We start from the raw sequence: 17,340 nt of genomic DNA on the forward strand, positions 1-17,340 counted from the left end.
CGCCACGAGGGTCTTGAGCAGGGGGTTGCCGGAGGCGGCGGTGGCCAGGGGCGCGGCGGCCATGCCGTCGATCGAACCGGCACCGGACGGGTTGGCCTTGGCGTAGTCAGCGCACCCAGCGCCGACCAGGCCTGAGGCGTTGTCCATCGAGGCCGACGCACTCGGCGTCTCGGCGGGGGCCGACGAGGACGTGCTGGTGGACGGAGAGCCGCTGGACGTGTCGTCGCTGCCGCCGCACGCCGACGCCGCGAGGACGAGAGCCAGGGACGATACAGCGAGACCGGCACGAGCAAGATTGTTGGACATGACGAGGTCGCTTCCTTGGAGAGTGTCGCTGACGGGAGTACTTCGGAGCCCTGGCGGTTCCGGATGGGCTTCCGATCAGCGGAATTCGGCGGTCTGCGGGAGGCGGTCCCGCTCCTAGCCTGAGCGGGTGACGGCCTCAGGGGAGCTGACCAGCCAGCGGACCATCAGCGAGGAGATCGAGAAGATCCAGGCGGACAGCCGGTCCGGCGACACCCAGCCGCGGCTCGACTATCCGCCGTACCGGAGCACTCTGCTGCGGCATCCGACCAAGGAGCTGCGGCACGCGGACCCGGAGGGGGCAGAGCTGGTGGCCCCGGTGTTCGGGGAGTCGGACGTGGGTGCGCTGGAGTCCGATCTGACCGTTCAGCGCGATGGCGTGCCGATCGGCGAGCGGATCCTGGTCCGGGGCCGGCTGGTCGACGGCGAGGGTCGCGCCGTACGCCGTCAGTTGGTGGAGATCTGGCAGGCCAACGCCGCCGGGCGGTATATCCACAAGGGTGATCAGCATCCGGCGCCGGTGGATCCGAACTTCACGGGGGTCGGACGGTGCCTGACCGATGACGACGGCTGGTATTCGTTCACCACGATCAAGCCCGGGCCGTATCCGTGGCGGAATCACCGCAATGCCTGGCGGCCGGCCCATATCCACTTCTCGCTGTTCGGCACGGACTTCACCCAGCGCCTGATCACGCAGATGTACTTCCCCGGCGATCCGCTCTTCGCGCTCGACCCGATCTACCAGTCGATCACCGACCCACGGACGCGCGAGCGGCTGGTGGCGACGTACGACCACAGCTTGTCTGAGCCGGAGCGGCTGCTCGGGTACCGCTGGGACATCGTTCTGACCGGCGGCCACGCGACCTTAATGGAGCATGAGGATGACTGACCTCGCGCCGACACCCGGCCAGACGGTCGGCCCGTTCTTCCACTATGCGTTGCCGTATCCGGGCGATCGCGAGCTTGTACGCCGGGGGACGCCGGGGTCGGTGTGGTTACACGGCTATGTGTACGACGGCGACGGGAACGGGATGCCGGATGCGTTGCTGGAGATCCGGCAGGCGGATCCGCGGGGAGTGGTGCCGGAGCTCGAGGGCTCTCTCCGGCGGGATGGCGCGCGGTTTACCGGATGGGGACGGAGCAATACGGACCCGACCGGACATTACTGGTTCAGCACGGTCGAGCCTGGGGCCACCGGTGAGGGAGCTGCGCCATTCTTCGCGGTGACGTTCTTTGCCCGGGGGTTGCTGAATCGGTTGTTCACGCGGATCTACCTGCCTGGTTCCACGGACCCGCTACTGGCTGGGTTGAGTGCGGACGAGCGGTCGACGTTGGTCGCCGTACGCGAGGACGACGGGAGTTTGCGGTTCGACGTGCATCTGCAGGGGCCGCGCGAGACGGTGTTTCTGAGGTACTCCTGATGGGGTCGCTGCTTGAGCCTGGATCGCAGCGGGCCGCGGGTCTGGTCTCGGACGATGCGCTCGTGGAGGCGATGGTGCGGGTCGAGGCGGCTTGGCTGCGGGTGCTGGGTCTTCCTGGTGAGGTGAAGGCGGGTGCTTTGGCGCCTGCTGACGTTGAAGCTGCGGGGAATCCGGTGTTGCCGTTGGTGAAATCGCTGGAGATCGAGGGGGCGCATCGCGGGCTCACGAGTCAGGATGTGCTCGATACGGCGCTGATGTTGGTGGCTCGGGATGCGGTCGGGCGGATGGTCGTGGAGCTTGGTCGGGTTGCGGATTCGCTTGCTGGGTTGGCTTCTGAGCATCGCGGGTCGGTGATGGTGGGGCGGACCTTGACGCAGTACGCGGTGCCGGTGACGTTCGGGCTCAAGGCGGCGCAGTGGCTGACCGGGGTTCTGGATGCAGGTGATGCGCTGCGGGCGCTCACCTTCCCCGTCCAGTGCGGTGGAGCTGCTGGAACGCTCGCACTCGTGGGCCAACTCCGCCCGGATCCCATTGCGGCGGCGCAGGCTTTGGCTGGTGAATTGGGGCTTGCTGCAACTGATCTGAGCTGGCATACCCGTCGTACGCCGGTCACCCGGCTGGGTGATGCGCTGGTGGAGACGTGTGATGCGCTGGGGCATCTGGCCGGGGACGTGTTGTTGCTCGGGCGGCCTGAGGTTGGTGAGGTGACGGACACCTCGGCGGGTGGGTCGTCGACGATGCCGCACAAGCGGAATCCGGTCCTGAGTGTGCTGGTGCGGAGTGCTGCGTTGCAGGCGCCGCAGTTGGGGGCGCAGCTGCATTTGTGTGCGGCCTCGGCTGAGGATGAGCGGTCCGCGGGTGCCTGGCATGCGGAGTGGCCGGCTCTGCGCCGCTTGCTGGAGCTCACGCTGACTGCGTCGAGCCAGGCCGCCGATCTGGTCGCGGGCCTCGCGGTGCACGCCGACGTGATGCGTCGACGCGCGGAATCGGTCGCGGACGACCTCCTGAGCGAGCGCGGCACCTCGGGTGATCCGGCGTCGTACCTGGGTGCTGCTGGTGAGCTTGTCGACCTGGTCCTCGCACGGTGGGAGAAGACGTCATGAGCTTCGACGAAGGGATGGCGGTACGGCGGGAAGTGTTGGGGGATACGCACGTCGACCGGGCCGGAAGTGAACTGAGTAAAGACTTCCAGGAGTTCATCACGCGGTATGCGTGGGGCGAGATCTGGACGCGGCCGGGACTCGATCGGCGCGCGCGGAGCATGATCACCCTGACTGCGCTCATTGCCCACGGGCATTGGTCGGAGCTCGAACTCCACCTCCGCGCGGCGCTCCGCAACGGGCTGACCCGCGAGGAGATCGCCGAGGTGATCCTGCAGACCGCGGTCTACTGCGGCGTTCCGGCCGCCAACCAGGCTTTCGCTGTGGCGGACGCCGTACTGAAAGACGAGCCGTGATCAGCCGGACGCAGGTCGGGATCGTGGGTGGTGGGCCGGCCGGACTGATGTTGTCGCATCTGCTGCATCTCGCCGGAATCGAGTCGGTGGTGATCGAGATCCGCAGCCGGGACGAGATCGAGCGGACGCATCGCGCCGGCATCCTCGAGCGCGACAGTGTCCGGATGCTGGTGGACTCCGGTGTCTCGGATCGGGTGTTGCGGGACGGGCATGAGCACGAGGGGATCGACCTGCGCTTCGGCGGGGTCAGCCACCGGATCGACTTCCAGGGACTCGTCGGCGCGTCGACCTGGCTGTACCCGCAGACCGACGTCTTCATCGACCTCGCGAACGCCCGCGACCGGGACGGCGGCGACGTCCGGTACGGCGTTGTCGACACGCAGATTGTCGACAACACGACGATACGGCCCGGGATGCTCTTCACCGACGCGGAGGGAGTCGAGCACGAGATCCGGTGTGACGTGCTGGTCGGGGCCGACGGGTCGCGGAGTATGACCCGCGCCGCGGTCGCCGGGCGGCGCGAGTACTTCGGGCAGTATCCGTTCGCGTGGTTCGGCATCCTCTGCGAGGCGCCGCCGAGTGCCGACGTACTGATCTACACCCGTTCGGATCGTGGCTTTGCGCTGATCAGTCAGCGGACCGAGTCCGTGCAGCGGATGTACTTCCAGTGCTCGCCGGAGGAGTCCGTCGACGACTGGTCCGAGGACCGGATCTGGTCGGAGCTGCAGGCCCGACTCGCAGGTGCGGACGGCTTCCAGCTCAAGGAGGGGCGCATCTTCAGCAAGACGGTCCTCCCGTTCCGCTCGTACGTCTGCGAACCGATCCGGCACGGCAACCTCTTCCTGGCCGGCGATGCCGCACACACCGTGCCGCCAACCGGAGCGAAGGGGCTCAACCTGGCTCTCGCCGACGTCCGTGTCCTCGCGGAGGTGTTGGAGCGCGCGCTGCTCAAGAACGACAAGGCGGCCCTGGACGACTACACCCCGCGGGCGCTGTCCCGCGTCTGGAAGGCGCAGTACTTCTCCACCTGGCTGACCACGCTGCTCCACACCCTCCCGGACGCCCCGGACTTCGACGTACGACGGCAGCTCGCGGAGCTGTCCGCGGTCGTGGACTCCGACCACGGCGCGGCCTTCCTGGCCGAGTCGTACACCGGCTGGCCGGCGCCAGTGCGATGAACCACACACCGAGATCACACGTACCAAGGGGTGAGCGTCCCCTAGCGTGAGGTGTTGATGGTGACGACCGCTGTACTCAAGCCGGTCGGGCTCGGCGCTGCCGCGACCCTGCTCGGCTGCCTGCTGGCCGCCGCGCCGGCCCCCGCCGGCGCGGCGTTCGCGGCTTACCTCGCCGCGGCTCCGCTGGTCGTACTCTTCTGGTTCCGCCACCACCCGAACCGGCGCCGGTTCGGTCTGGCGAACTCGGTGACGCTGGCTCGCCTGGTCGCTAGCGTGTGGATCCTGGCCCTGGTCCTGCAAGCGGTCTGGGAGGAGCCGACCCGGTTGATCGCGATCTGCATCACGGTCCTCGGCTCGGTCTGCCTGATCCTTGACGGTGTCGACGGCCGGATCGCGCGCCGGCGTGGTGAGACCAGCCGGTTCGGCGGGTGGTTCGACAACGAGACCGATGCGGGTACGACGCTGCTGCTGTCCATCGCTCTCGTAGTCGTCCACGTGGGCGGCTGGGTGGTCGTCCTGATAGGTCTCCTCCGCTATTTGTACTTGCTGGCCGCGATCCCGTTCCCGGCGCTACGCAGTCCGCTTCCGTTCAGTCAGGCCCGCCGGGTGATCGGGCTCAGCCAGGCGATCGTGATGCTCCTGGCCATCCTGCTGGCGGGGCTCGTCCCCAGCGAGTGGCTGATCATCCTTCCCGGCATCGCCCTCCTGGCGTTGATCTGGTCGTTCGGCCGCGACGCGTGGCATCAGGTGGTCAGCGCGCGATCGTGATGTCGTCCAGGAGGAACGTCGACGGGGTCCCGTCGTTCTCGGTGCTGGTCCAGGCGAGCGTGACCGTCCGGCCGCGGTACGGCGTGAGGTCGACAATCTGATCGACGTACGACGACTTGGCCTGAGCGCCGGTGAACGATCGGACCGGGTGGCCGTCGACGCTTACCTGGAGTACGTCGGCCTTGTCACCACCCGCGATCCGCAGGGCGAAGCGCAGGGCGGGTCGGCCGAAGGACGGGACCGTCACGCGCTGACTCAGGGAGTCGGTGTGCGCCGTACCGGTGCCGCCGAGCCAGGCGTAGCCCAGACCGCCGTGGCTGTACTGACCGTCCGCGCGGATCACGTCCGGCGTCTGCGCCCAACCGCCCGTACCGGCTTCGAAGTCACCGTTGACCACACCGCGTGCACCTTGGCGGGTGCTGACGACCCAGCTGATCACCGTGTTGCCGCGAGCCTTGGTCGAGTCGGACGCGGTCACCGTCACCGAGTACGTGCCGGGCTGCGTCGGGCGGCCGTAGATGAGGCCGGTCGACGCGTCGAGGCGGAGGCCTGCTGGTAGGCCCGTCGCGCTGAACCGCACCGGGCGATGCCCGGAGTCCGTCGCGCGAGCCCGGAGCAGGACGACGTCACCGACGGCGCTGGCCTGCTGCGCGGGCGCGCTGACTGTGATCCGGTTGCCTGAGGTCGGCGAGGTTAGCGCGCGGGTGCCGTTCGGTGTGCCGAGGCCGGTCGGTCCGTCCCAACCGGCTTGCGCCGTACACAGTGCTGCCGGGGTGCACTCGCCGTTGTTGCCTTGGACAACATCGTTGAGGTTGCCGGTGGCCCCGTAGGGGTAGCCGGCCGGACGGGAGCCCGGATCGGGGTCACCGGCAAGTGCGTAGATCGCGGCAACGATCGGGGCCGCGGCGCTGGTCCCGCCGTACACGGCCCAGCCGTCGCCGCCCGTGGTCTGGTAGACAGCCACGCCGGTCGCGGGGTCGGCTACCGCGGAGACGTCGGCCACCGCGCGCTTCGGGCAGACCGAGGCGGGGATGATCGACTGCCAGCTCGGCTTGGCCAGGACGGCGGAGCAGCCCGAACCGGTGCCGTCGCCCGGGAAGCTGTTCCAGACCGTCTCGGTCCAGCCGCGACCGGAGTCGTCCTTCGTCAGCGTCGTGCCGCCGATGGCGGTGGTCGCGGTCGAGCTGGCCGGGTACGACGTACCGGCCTCGTAGTCGCTGTCGCCGGTCGAGGCTGCGTAGACGACTCCGCGGGGGTTGAAGTACAACTTGTCGAGGTCGGCAATGCCGCCCGACTCCGGGCCACCCCAGCTCAGCGAGACGAACTTGGCGCCGAGCCGATCGGTGGTGCGGACCGCTTTGAGTAGGTCGTCGCTAGGGGAGTTGGCCTCGATCAGCGTGATGCCGCAGTGGGGGCAGGCGGCCGACACCATGTCGAGGTCGAGGGAGATCTCGCCGGCCCAGGAACGTGAGGGAGCGGGGAGGGGGCTGGGCAGGCCGTCCTGGTTGAGCTTCTGGAAGCAGCCGTTGTCGGTGGTGCACGCCGGGAGGCCGAACTGCTTGCGGTAGACGGCGAGGTCGGCTTCGGCCGTCGGGTCGTCGTAGGCGTCGACGATGTAGACCCGTTGCCCTTGGCCCGCGGTTGCTGACGGCAACTTGTACGCCGATTTGAGGTCAGTTGGGCCGTAGCCGGCGGGAGTGGCGCCGGTGGCCTTGGAGCGGAAGCCGAGGTCGGCGCGGCGTTGGGCGAAGCAGGTGAATTCGCCGGGGGCGACCTTCTGGTCGCAGCTGGCGACCACCTTCGGGGACTCCTGGACGTCCGCGGTCGCGACGGTGGTCGTCGCACCGACGAGGACCAGGGCCAGCGGAACCGCCAACCGGCGCAAAGGGATCACAGCTGCACTCCGAACAAGGGAAGGAAACAAAGGAAAGAAGAACTGGGGCAGGGGACAAACGGGAGGGAGGGGCTGGGGGAGGGACACGGGAGGGGAGGTGTGGAGGGCAAGGGGAGCGGGTGGGTGAGGGGATGGGGAGTGTGGAGGGGGCAGGGGAAGGGGCTTGAGGAGGGTGGGTTAGGCGGGGGGCAGGGTGGTTTGGTGCCAGGTTTGGCCGGCGTCTTGGGTTTGCCAGAGGTGGGTGTTGGGGGTGTAGGCGGCGTCGCTTTCGACTAGCCAGGCGGTGGTGGGGGACTGGAAGACCAGGTCGTGGATTCGTTCGCCGTTCTCCAGCCACGGGTCGGCGATGCGCCACGTCTTCGAGAGGGTCGGGCGGTTGTAGACCAGGCTGGCGGTGATCGTGGTGAGCATGACCGCGCCGTCGGGGGCGACGGCAAGTTCACCGGCCAGGCCGAGTCCGCCGGGGATGGCGTCGTACCGGAAGGTCTTGCCGCCATCGCCGGAGACGAGGAGGGTCTTGTCGGCGTGACCGCGGCCGTAGTTCGCCATGCAGAGCACGAAGAGCCGGTTCGGGCTGTTCACTGCGAAGTCGCTGACCGCGGCGTCATCCGGGTCAGCGCAGGTGACCGTGCTGGTCGACCGGACCACGCCACTGCGCAGGGTGGAGATCCGCGCACGCCCGCCGAAGGGCGCCGCGAGGAGGTAGGCGGTCGACCCCTGACCATCCAGCATGACGTTGTCGCCGGCCGCCACCGGGACATCAACCAGCTTCCAGCCGGTCGACTTACCGGCCGGAGCGCGCCAGACCTTCAGCGGGCGATCGTCACAGATCCCGGTGCCGATCGCACAGCCCGAGGTGACGACGTACGTGCCGTCCGGCGTGGCCAGCAGGTGAAGGATCTTGGCGTCGCCGCCGGGCACCGGGACCTGGGTCCAGGTCCGGCCGCCGTCCTTGGTGACCTCGAGGTACGGGTCGAACGCCCAGCCGAACTTCTTGTCCGCGAACTGCAGGCTGGTCAGACCCGGCTCGCCGCTCTTGGCCAGCCCGTTGTGGGTCCGGCCGGCGGTGGCCCAGGTCTTGCCGCCGTCGTGGGTCGCAACCACCCCGGCCGGGCAGGTCGCCGTACCGCAGGCGACGGCGCCGAGCACGTAGCCGTCGGTCGGCGTCGGCCAGACGATCGACTGCGGCGAGAACGCCGGTTGGGTGGGCTCGGCGGTCGCCGTGCTCGCTCCGGCGCCGACCAGGAGGGCGGTGAGGACGGCGCCGATCACGGCGATCGATGCACGGCCAGCATGTAGACGCAAGGTTCACTCCTCGGACACGGACGCTTCTGCAGACACGCTAAGCCCTGATCTGTCCGGTACGGCGCCGGATCCGGCCAAACGCCGATTCCGGCCAGCTACGCTCGCTGGGTGACTGACTGGGAAGCGGTGGGGCTGTCCGGGGTGGACGCGCGGGTGTATCGGCAGTTGCTGCGGGATCCCGGCGTACCGGTGCGGCAGCACAGTGAGGCGCTGGAGGAGCCGGAGGCAACGATCGAGGCGGCGGTCGGCCGGCTCGTCGCGGCCGGGCTGGTGCGGGTCGGCTCGGAGGCGGCGCCCGCGCCGGTGGACCCGCGATCCGGGCTCGGCATGCTGGTGCGGGAGCGGCGGGCCGCGCTGGAAGGCGTCGCTGCGATGACCGATCAGCTGGCCCGCGAGTTCAGCGCCGGGCAGTTGCAGGCCGAGCCGAACCGGTTGATCGAGATCGCGGTCGGGCGGGACGCGATCGAGGCACGGATCGACGACATGTTGCGTGGGGCAACGCAACAGGCGGTCGGCACCGACACCCCGCCGTACGTCGCCGACGGGAGCCTGCAGGTGTCGAGCGCCGAGCTGGCGCTGCTGGATCGCGGGGTGCGGTTCCGGGCGATCTACGCGGCCGAGGTTCTCGATCACCCCGGTTGGGTCGCTCGGTTGGGCGCGATGGCCGAGCGCGGTGAACAGTCGCGCGTACTGCCGCAGGTCCCGGTGAAGCTGTTGATCGTCGACGGCACCACGGCGATCCTGCCGCTCGGCGGCGACGGTTCGTCGCGGCCGGGCAAGGCACGTGCGGTGGTGGTGACGGACTCGGCGCTGACGAGTGCGCTGCAGGTTCTGTTCGATCAGCTATGGGGTCAGGCGACGCCGCTCCAGCTGACCCAGTCGGCCACTGCTGATCCCGTCAAGACGCTGATCAACCTGCTGGCCAGCGGCATGAAGGACGAGGCGATCGCGCGGCAGTTGGGCGTGAGTGGCCGGACCCTGCGCCGCCGGATCTCGCAGGTCCAGGAAGAGCTCGGCGCCACCAGTCGCTTCCAGGCCGGATTGCAGGCGGCCCGCCGCGGCTGGGGGCGCGAGCTATAGCGCCGGCTGTGCTTGCGGGGCCTTGGTCCGCGCCACGATCAGGTGCAGGGTCAGCGTGATCGCCAGGACGATCGAGGAGACACCGAGCAGGTGGTGCGCCGACAGGCCGGCGGCCAGGCCGGCGCCACCGAGCCCACTGCCCAATGCGGAGCCGAGCGAGATCGCGCTGCCGTTCAGCGCCATCGTGATCGCGGCCGAATCCGGCGCGAGGGCACCGAGGCGGGCCTGCTGCGGCACAGCCGCGCCGCCGTTGCCGACGCCGGCCATGAAGAACCAGAACAGCCCGAGGATCGCGACCACGGTGGCCGACCCGGCCATCAGGCCGAAGAGGCCGATGAGCGAGTTCAGCACCAGTCCGGTCAGGACCAGGGTGAGCACGCGGATCGCGCTGAAGCGGTCGGTCAACCGGCCGGTGACGGCGTTGCCGAGCATGCTGAAGGCGCCGTACCCGAACATCACCAGCACGAGGATCCAGTCGTGGGTCAGCGACGGGCCGAGGATGAGGACGGCGTACGTGAAGCAGGTGTAGCTGCTGCAGAGGATGCCGGTGGTGACGAGCAGACCGAAGAGCAGGCGAGGCTGTCGGAGCGGTCGCAGGCGATCGGCGAGCGTACCGGCCGGGAGATGCAGATGGGGGAGCTTGAGCATGATGCCGACCAGCGCGATGCTGCCGACGACCGCGACCAGGATCATCGGGAACCGCCAGTTCGACTGCCCGATCACCAGACCGACCGGTACGCCGAGCGCGGTCGCGGTCATCCAGCCGCCGAGCACGAACGACAACGCCTTGCCGTGATGCTCGACCGGCGTCAGCGCGATCACGTATCCCATCACCGCCGCGTTGAGCAGCGATCCACCCAGGGCAGCCACGATCCGGCCACTGAGAGCGATCGGGTACGTCGGAGCCGCCGCAACGATCACGTTGCCGAGCACAAAGACCGCGAGCGCGAGGGCAATCGTCGTACGCCGTTCCCAGCGGCTCGTCAGCGTGCCGAGCACAGGGCCCGCGAGCGCCGCGGTCAGGGCGAACACCGACATCAACTGACCGGCGGCCGCCGGGCTGACCTCCAGGTCACTGGCGATGGCGGGCAGCAGACCCGCCAGCACGTACCCGTCGATCCCCATCGAGAACGTCGCGACCGCGAGCCAGATCAGCGTCCCGTACGACACCCCTGACTTCTGCGCCGCACCGGCCTGAGTTGCCTCCACCCAGACATCGAACCCCGTCCCACCCACCTACGGCAAGACAAAACTGCACATTAATGTCGCCACCAGCCATAATTCACGCAACTCCAGGCGGGAAGCCGACGGGGGTTACGGGGGCTGGATGCCGTAGTCGTGGATCTTGCGGTAGATGGTGGCCCGGGACATGCCGAGGGACTTCGCGGCCCGGCCCTTGTGGCCGTCGTTGGCCACCAGGCTGCGGATGATGGCGTCGCGTTCGAGCGCCTCGAGTTGGCTGAGGCTGCGGCGGCTGATGGCCTGGACCCGCGTCGGGAGGTCCCCAGGCGTGATCACGCCGGTACGGCGACGCCGTAGGACGACCTGCTTCAGCACCTGGCACAGCTCCGCGGTGTTGCCCGGCCACGCCGATCGCATCAGCTGCTGCATCGTGTCCGGGGCGCAGCTCAGGTCGCCGTGACTCAGTTGGTTCAGGAAGTACGGCACCAGTTCGCGGACGTCCTCGATGTGATGCCGCAGCGGCGGCACCTCGACGGTGAGCGGGAACAACGTCAGCAGGTCCCCGAGACCTGCTGTGTCGGAGTCGTCTCCGGTGAGCGTGAGCGCGATCCACGGCGGATCGGACGGCCGGCGCTCCTGGACGCCGTACAAGGCCTCGATGGTCGCGTCCACGCCGCTCGCGTCGAGTCGCTCGACGTGCCGGATCACCAGCGCCTGCAAGGAATCGTCGGTCAGCTCGGCCTCGAGTTCGGCGGCGAACTTCGCGCCGGCCGCGCCGACGTCGACGACGTGGAACAGGCCGCCCGGGTTGTTCTGATGGTGTGCGGCCCGCGCGAGCGCAACCTTGCCCACACCACGTTCGCCGGTCAGCACGACCCACTGGCCGACGCGGCAGGCGTTGTCGACCTCACGACTGCTGCCGAGCCACGGCGCACTACGACCGACCAGCCCGGGCAGAACCGGCCGCGACGGCGGGCGGTGCAGGGTGGCCGGCGCCGGGCCGTCGACACCGGCACTGAGCGCGCTGACCTGGATGATCCCGGATCCGTCGTGACTGCCGATGCCGATCGGCCGGCAGCTGATCCGGACCCAGCCGCCCGTGGGCAGCTCGACCACGACAGCCTCCGTGCCGCCGCGCGCCAGCATCTCGGCCGCATGCCCGAGCACCGCGCGCTGGTCGGCCGCGTCGAGACACCGCCGCGCGTTCGCGTTCATCAGCAGTACGTCGTCATCGACCGCGAGCACCATGTCTCCCAGCCGCCGTGCACTCTGCTTGTACGCACGCAACAGCTCGAGCTCCCGCGTCGAACTGTCGGTCAGCATGGCCGCACGGATGTTGTCGGCCGTGGTCTTGGCAAGCGCGATCAGCAACGAGCCCGCATCCCGGCGCCAGCAGGTGAGGTCGATGGCCCCGACCGTCTTCCCTGATACGGGATGCCGGATCGGTACGCCGGCACACGCGAGGTCCTCGAGGTCCTCCGCGTAGTGCTCGTGACCGAAGACGTGCATCGGACCGCCGCCTTCGAGCGCGGTCCCGATCCCGTTCGTCCCGGCGAACTTCTCGGCATAGCTGAAGCCCGGCGCGAGGTGGACCTTGTCGAGGTGGCGGCTCAGGTGGTCGTCGGCTGTCAGCCGCTCGAGCACCAGGCCGGTCCGATCGGTGAGGATGATGCTGATCGGCTGGCCGTCGAGGTTCTGGTGCAATTGCTGCAGGACCGGTCGCGCGCTGCGGGTCAAAGGCAGGTCGAGGTCGGGATCGGCGATATAGGGCAGGGCGATCCGATCGGCGGGCAGGTTCCAGCGCCGGGATCGCACCCAGGACGCGAGAATCGACGTCCGCACGTCCTGCGGTCGCACCGGATCGAGGGTGAGGAAGTTCAGCCGGGCCGTGGCGGCGCGACGGCTGTCCTCCACCAGGGGTTCGAGTTCGTCCACGGAGCCTCCTGACGCCGGAGGGTACGGCGGATTCGCGCGGCCCACCCGGTCATCGCACTTCGAGCGTAGTGCACCCGGACACAAGTGGCGTCTCAGAATGAGACAACCATCTGCTGCTGCCGGGCATGTGATGCGAGCAGCCGATGAGGAGGTTCCGATGGACAACGATGTCTCACGCTCAGAACCCGGTCCGGAGTCGTCTTCGCAGGAGACGTACAACCCGTGGACCGTCGTACACCTCGTCTTCGAACATCTTGCCGATGCGGGGTTGCATCCGGTGCTCGGGGCGACCGGACACCCGGGTGAGCCGGCCGCGGAGCTGTTGCGCTGCCTGGGCATTCAGCCTGATCTACAAGGCGATCAGCGGATCGTGCAGCAGAAGAGCGAACGCTTGGCAGAACTGCGGCAGGCCATGTTCGGAGAGGCGTGAATACCAGCTGTGTGACCCGCATCTCAATTTGAGACCTCACCGGCCGCACAGCGGCGATGTACTGCAACCACAGTCGGCCACATGACCGGGAGGAGTGCCATGAGTCGCCAGAGTGTGGCGAAGGCCCACCAGAAGATCCAGGAGCTGTCCTGGGAACCGGCGTACCACGAGCCGGTCTCTCAGTACGGCACCGACTACACGTTCCAGAAGGCGCAGAAGAAAGACCCGCTGAAGCAGGTTCTGCGCTCGTACTTCCCGATGCAGGAGGAGAAGGACCACCGGGTGTACGGCGCCTCGGACGGCGCGATCCGCGGCAACATGTTCCGCCAGGTGCAGGAGCGCTGGCTGGAATGGCAGAAGTTGTTCCTGAGCATCATCCCGCTGCCGGAGATCTCGGCCGCACGGGCGATGCCACTGCTGTTCCGGACCGTGCCGAACCCTGAACTGCACAACGGGCAGGCGATCCAGATGATCGACGAGGTACGGCACTCGACGATCCAGCAGAACCTCAAGCGCCTGTACATGAACAACTACATCGACCCGGCGGGCTTCAACTCCAGCCTGCGCAACTTCCAGAGCGACTACTGCGGCACCATCGGCCGTCAGTTCGCCGAGGGGTTCATCACCGGTGACGCCATCACGGCGGCCAGTATCTATCTGACCATCGTGGCCGAGACGGCATTCACCAACACGCTGTTCGTCGCCATGCCGGCCGAAGCGGCCGCCAACGGTGACTACCTGCTGCCGACGGTCTTCCACTCGGTGCAGTCCGACGAGTCCAGGCACATCAGCAACGGGTACGCGACGCTGTTGATGGCACTGGCCGACGAGGGCAACCACCAGCTGCTGGCCCGCGACCTTCGGTACGCGTGGTGGAACAACCACCGTGTCGTCGACGCTGCCATCGGCACCTTCATCGAGTACGGCACGAAGGACCGCCGCAAGGACCGTGAGAGCTACGCGGAGATGTGGCGTCGCTGGATCTACGACGACTACTACCGCAGCTACCTGGTCCCGCTGGAGAAGTACGGCCTGGAGATTCCGCACGACCTGATCGAGGAGTCCTGGAACCAGATCTGGAACAAGGGCTACGTGCACGAGGTCGCCCAGTTCTTCGCCACCGGCTGGCTCGCCAACTACTGGCGGATCGACCCGATGACGGACAAGGACTTCGAGTGGTTCGAGTTCAAGTATCCGGGCTGGTACGACAAGTACGGCGCCTGGTGGGAGAACTACAACCGGCTCTCGATGCCGAACGGGCACAAGCCGATCGTCTTCGAGGACGTCGACTACGAGTACCCGCACCGTTGCTGGACCTGTATGGTCCCGTGCCTGGTCCGCGAGGACATGGTGATGGCCAAGGTCGACGGCCAGTGGCGGACGTATTGCCACGAGATGTGCAAGTGGACCGACGAGACGGCGTTCCGGCCGACGTACCAGGGCCGGGAGACGCCGAACATGGGCAAGCTGATCGGTCACCGCGAGTGGGAGACGCTGTACCACGGCTGGAACTGGGCCGACGTCGTCTCCGACATGGGCTTCGTCCGCGACGACGGCAAGACGATGGTCGCGCAGCCGCACCTTGATCTGAACCCGGACAAGATGTGGACGCTGGACCACCTGCGTAAGTGCCCGCCACTGGCGAGCCCGAACGTGTTGCTGAACGAGATGTCGGACAGCGAGCGGACCGCGTTCGCCGCCCGCTACGTCAAGGGAGGCCCGGCCGGCCGGCCAGGCCGCGACGACGCCTGATCTCGTCATGGCTGAGAAGCACGTCGTGAGGTTCGAGCCCGTCGGCATCGAGATCGAGGTGGCGGAGGAACAGACGATCCTGCGCGCCGCGGCCGAGCAGGGCGTCATGCTCATGCACGGGTGCAAGGAAGGTCAGTGCGCGTCCTGCAAGTCGTTCGTCCTCGACGGGGACGACATCGAGCTGGACCGCTACTCGACCTTCGCGCTCCCGGACTACGAGCTGGACGAGGGTTACACCCTGCTCTGCCGGGCCCATGCGTACGAGGACCTCACGATCGAGCTGCTCAACTACGACGAGGAGATGATCCGCTCCGGTCTGCCGATCCAGGAGCGCACCGCCGAGGTCGCCGCGATCACACCGGTGACACACGATCTGCGGCACGTGGTCCTTCGGCTCACCGAGCCTGGTGAGCTGAAGTTCTTCCCCGGGCAGTACGTCGACATCTCGGTACCGGGTGTGGACGCGAGTCGTTCGTTCTCGATGGCGAACACCTCCAGCCGGGAGTCCGGGCAACTGGAGTTCGTGATCAGGGTGTACCCCGGCGGTGTGTTCTCGGAGTTCCTCGACCAGCGCCTGAAGGTCGGGGACCGGTTGGACCTGACCGGGCCGTTCGGGGTTTTCACCTTGCGTGACAACCCCGGCGCCCGGCTGGTCTTCCTAGGTGGCGGGGCCGGGATGGCGCCGATCCTGGCGCTGTTGCGATCGATGGCCGACCGCGGCATCGACCGGCCGACGACGTTCTACTACGGCGCCCGCACCCAGCGGGACCTGTGTTTCACCGACGAGCTCCGGGCGCTCGAGGAAGCGCTGCCGAACTTCCGGTTCGTGCCGGCCCTGTCGGAGGACGAGTGGGACGGCGAGACCGGACTGATCACCGATGTCGTCCGCCGGCTCGAACCGGATCTGAAGGGTGCCGACGCCTACGTCTGTGGCCCGCCACCGATGGTCGAGGCCGCGATCCCGCTGCTCGAACGGATCGGCGTCGTACCGAAGCACATCTACTACGACAAGTTCACCACGACCGGCGACGCCGGCGACCCCAAGGTGCTGGAGGCAGAGAGCCGATGACCACCACACAAGACGCCACGACCGAACCCAGAGTCGAGCGCAGCGTGCCGAAACCGGTCTTCACCGACGCAGAGGCGGGCTCCCGGGAGTTCCCGGACTCGACCTCTCGGCGCTACAACTACTACGAACCGCAGAAGCGCAAGCAGAGCCACTACGAGGACGTCACCGTCGAGGTGCAGCCCGATCCACGCCATTACCTGAGCCAGGGCTGGCTCTACGGGTTCGCGGACGGACGCGGTGGCTATCCGATGGACTGGACCGTGCTGAAGGCGTGGGGCGAGGACAAGCCCTCACCCAAGCGTGGCCCGGGTAGTGGTGGCATGTTCGTGAAGGAGTGGCCGGCCACCGGCTGGCACGAGTTCCGTGACCCGAACGAGGAGTGGGAGCTCACGCTCTACCGCTACAACTCCAACGTCGTCCGCCAGGTCACCCAGAACGTCGAGGCCGCCAAGCAGTCCAAGGCCTTCGAGCAGTGGAACACCAACTGGGTCAAGTTCGTCGAGCAGCACATCGGCGCCTGGATGCACGTCGACCACGGTCTCGGTCTCTACCTGTACGCGAACGCGAACCGGCGGGCACCCACCAACATGCACAACAACGCGATCTCGGTGAACAGCATGCACCGGATCCGGGCCGCCCAGGACCTGGCGCTGTACAACCTGACCTTGTCCGAGGAGATCGAGGGCTTCGACGGCAGTGCGCATCTGGAGACCTGGAACTCCGACCCGGCCTGGCAGGGTGTGCGCGACGTCGCCGAGCAGCTGACCGCGATCGACGACTGGTGCGAGGCGATCTTCGCCGCGAACGTGGTCTTCGAGCCGCTCGTCGGTGAACTGTTCCGCAGCCAGCTGGTGCAGCAGGCCGCACCGCGTAACGGTGACTTCGTCACGCCGACCGTCGTCGGTGCCGCCGAGTACGACTTCGCCGAGCGCGACCTGCGCTACACCACGGCGATGTTCGAGCTGCTCAGCAACGACCGCGAGTTCGCCGACCACAACAAGTCGATCCTGCAGGACTGGTCGGCGAAGTGGACTTCGCAGGCGCTGACCGCGGCCCGCACGATGCAGCCGCTGTGGTCGCAGCCGGACGCGAAACCACCTCGGTTCGAGGACGGCCTCGACCGGGTCAAGAGCCGGTTCAGCGGCATCGTCACCTCGCTGGGCCTCGAGGAGCCGAAGGAGCTGTCACTGTGAGCACCACGTTCACCACTTCAGAGAGTCCGTTCAAGCAGGACAACACCGCGTCCAACAAGGCCGGCGTCACCCTGATGAACAACCAGGTCGGCGCGGTCGTCGCCGAGGTGATGACTGGTCTCGACAACGTCACCGTGACCCACCTGCCCTCGATGATCCGGGTCGACGCGGTCGGCCGGATGGACTTCGTGTACGACGACATCTCCGAGGCACTCGGCGAGGAGCCCGGGTACTTCGACCAGGCCGAGTTCGAGGAGAACATGTCGACCCACTACGGGCGGATGGTCCACCTGGACGACCGGACGATCATGTTCGCCAACCCCGAGGACGCCGCCGAGTACATCGGCTTCGACCTGACCGCATCCAGCTGAGAC

At 67.8% G+C, this 17,340-nt stretch carries 16 protein-coding genes and 1 pseudogene; 12 read left to right on the forward strand and 5 right to left on the reverse strand.

The window, feature by feature from the left end; genetic code table 11:
- Positions 1-306 (reverse strand): annotated as a pseudogene (locus AB0L70_RS34470) (fasciclin domain-containing protein); the annotation flags it as partial.
- A gap of 127 nt (positions 307-433) precedes the next feature.
- On the opposite strand from AB0L70_RS34470, the gene pcaH reads away from it, so the two are divergent.
- The 6 genes from pcaH to AB0L70_RS34500 are packed head-to-tail and all read left to right on the forward strand — an operon-like array spanning position 434 to position 5,126.
- Positions 434-1,192, forward strand: a complete 759-nt coding sequence (pcaH, locus tag AB0L70_RS34475) for a protocatechuate 3,4-dioxygenase subunit beta (RefSeq protein WP_363690995.1) — start codon at positions 434-436, stop codon at positions 1,190-1,192.
- Positions 1,185-1,724, forward strand: coding sequence for a protocatechuate 3,4-dioxygenase subunit alpha (pcaG, locus tag AB0L70_RS34480; protein ID WP_363690996.1), 540 nt, complete (start codon positions 1,185-1,187; stop codon positions 1,722-1,724). The genes pcaH and pcaG overlap by 8 nt, the downstream gene beginning before the upstream one ends.
- Positions 1,724-2,827 carry a lyase family protein gene (locus AB0L70_RS34485; RefSeq protein ID WP_363690997.1) on the forward strand — a complete coding sequence of 368 codons (1,104 nt, stop codon included), beginning with the start codon at positions 1,724-1,726 and terminating at the stop codon, positions 2,825-2,827. Before pcaG ends, AB0L70_RS34485 begins: the two co-directional genes overlap by 1 nt.
- Entirely contained in the window at positions 2,824-3,180 is a 357-nt protein-coding gene (gene pcaC / locus AB0L70_RS34490; protein WP_363690998.1) for a 4-carboxymuconolactone decarboxylase, read from the forward strand. The genes AB0L70_RS34485 and pcaC overlap by 4 nt, the downstream gene beginning before the upstream one ends.
- On the forward strand, positions 3,177-4,358 hold the full coding sequence (locus tag AB0L70_RS34495; protein WP_363690999.1) for a 4-hydroxybenzoate 3-monooxygenase: 1,182 nt from the start codon (positions 3,177-3,179) through the stop codon (positions 4,356-4,358). Before pcaC ends, AB0L70_RS34495 begins: the two co-directional genes overlap by 4 nt.
- Positions 4,359-4,418: 60 nt before the next feature.
- On the forward strand, positions 4,419-5,126 hold the full coding sequence (locus tag AB0L70_RS34500; RefSeq protein ID WP_363691000.1) for a CDP-alcohol phosphatidyltransferase family protein: 708 nt from the start codon (positions 4,419-4,421) through the stop codon (positions 5,124-5,126).
- Here the strand turns inward: AB0L70_RS34500 and AB0L70_RS34505 are convergent.
- Together AB0L70_RS34505 and AB0L70_RS34510 are read right to left on the reverse strand one after the other, a co-directional pair.
- Positions 5,110-7,020 carry a putative Ig domain-containing protein gene (locus tag AB0L70_RS34505; RefSeq protein ID WP_363691001.1) on the reverse strand — a complete coding sequence of 637 codons (1,911 nt, stop codon included), beginning with the start codon at positions 7,018-7,020 and terminating at the stop codon, positions 5,110-5,112. The genes AB0L70_RS34500 and AB0L70_RS34505 overlap by 17 nt on opposite strands.
- 177 nt (positions 7,021-7,197) lie before the next feature.
- Positions 7,198-8,325, reverse strand: a complete 1,128-nt coding sequence (locus tag AB0L70_RS34510; protein WP_363691002.1) for a hypothetical protein — start codon at positions 8,323-8,325, stop codon at positions 7,198-7,200.
- Positions 8,326-8,433: 108 nt separating this feature from the next.
- Between AB0L70_RS34510 and AB0L70_RS34515 the strand changes: the two genes are divergently transcribed.
- On the forward strand, positions 8,434-9,405 hold the full coding sequence (locus tag AB0L70_RS34515; RefSeq protein WP_363691003.1) for a LuxR C-terminal-related transcriptional regulator: 972 nt from the start codon (positions 8,434-8,436) through the stop codon (positions 9,403-9,405).
- On the opposite strand, the gene AB0L70_RS34520 is transcribed toward AB0L70_RS34515, so the two are convergent.
- Entirely contained in the window at positions 9,400-10,614 is a 1,215-nt protein-coding gene (locus AB0L70_RS34520) for an MFS transporter (protein WP_363691004.1), read from the reverse strand. The genes AB0L70_RS34515 and AB0L70_RS34520 overlap by 6 nt on opposite strands.
- Before the next feature lie 105 nt (positions 10,615-10,719).
- Complete coding sequence (locus AB0L70_RS34525; protein WP_363691005.1) at positions 10,720-12,522, reverse strand: GAF domain-containing protein; 1,803 nt, start codon at positions 12,520-12,522, stop codon at positions 10,720-10,722.
- A 157-nt stretch (positions 12,523-12,679) separates the two neighbouring features.
- Here AB0L70_RS34525 and AB0L70_RS34530 point away from each other — a divergent pair, with 157 nt between their 5' ends.
- From AB0L70_RS34530 to mimD, 5 genes are all read left to right on the forward strand, one after another.
- Positions 12,680-12,952, forward strand: coding sequence for a hypothetical protein (locus AB0L70_RS34530; protein WP_363691006.1), 273 nt, complete (start codon positions 12,680-12,682; stop codon positions 12,950-12,952).
- 99 nt (positions 12,953-13,051) lie between these two features.
- Positions 13,052-14,704 carry a hypothetical protein gene (locus tag AB0L70_RS34535; protein ID WP_363691007.1) on the forward strand — a complete coding sequence of 551 codons (1,653 nt, stop codon included), beginning with the start codon at positions 13,052-13,054 and terminating at the stop codon, positions 14,702-14,704.
- 7 nt (positions 14,705-14,711) lie between these two features.
- Positions 14,712-15,773: a 2Fe-2S iron-sulfur cluster binding domain-containing protein gene (locus AB0L70_RS34540; protein ID WP_363691008.1), complete on the forward strand. Its 1,062-nt coding sequence runs from the start codon at positions 14,712-14,714 to the stop codon at positions 15,771-15,773.
- A complete protein-coding gene (locus AB0L70_RS34545) occupies positions 15,770-16,966 on the forward strand; it encodes a hypothetical protein (protein WP_363691009.1) in 1,197 nt (398 codons plus the stop codon). The genes AB0L70_RS34540 and AB0L70_RS34545 overlap by 4 nt, the downstream gene beginning before the upstream one ends.
- Positions 16,963-17,337, forward strand: a complete 375-nt coding sequence (gene mimD / locus AB0L70_RS34550) for a propane 2-monooxygenase effector subunit MimD (RefSeq protein WP_363691011.1) — start codon at positions 16,963-16,965, stop codon at positions 17,335-17,337. Before AB0L70_RS34545 ends, mimD begins: the two co-directional genes overlap by 4 nt.
- The last annotated feature ends 3 nt before the right edge of the window (positions 17,338-17,340 follow it).

Source organism: Kribbella sp. NPDC051952, assembly GCF_040680855.1.
Lineage (GTDB): Bacteria > Actinomycetota > Actinomycetes > Propionibacteriales > Kribbellaceae > Kribbella.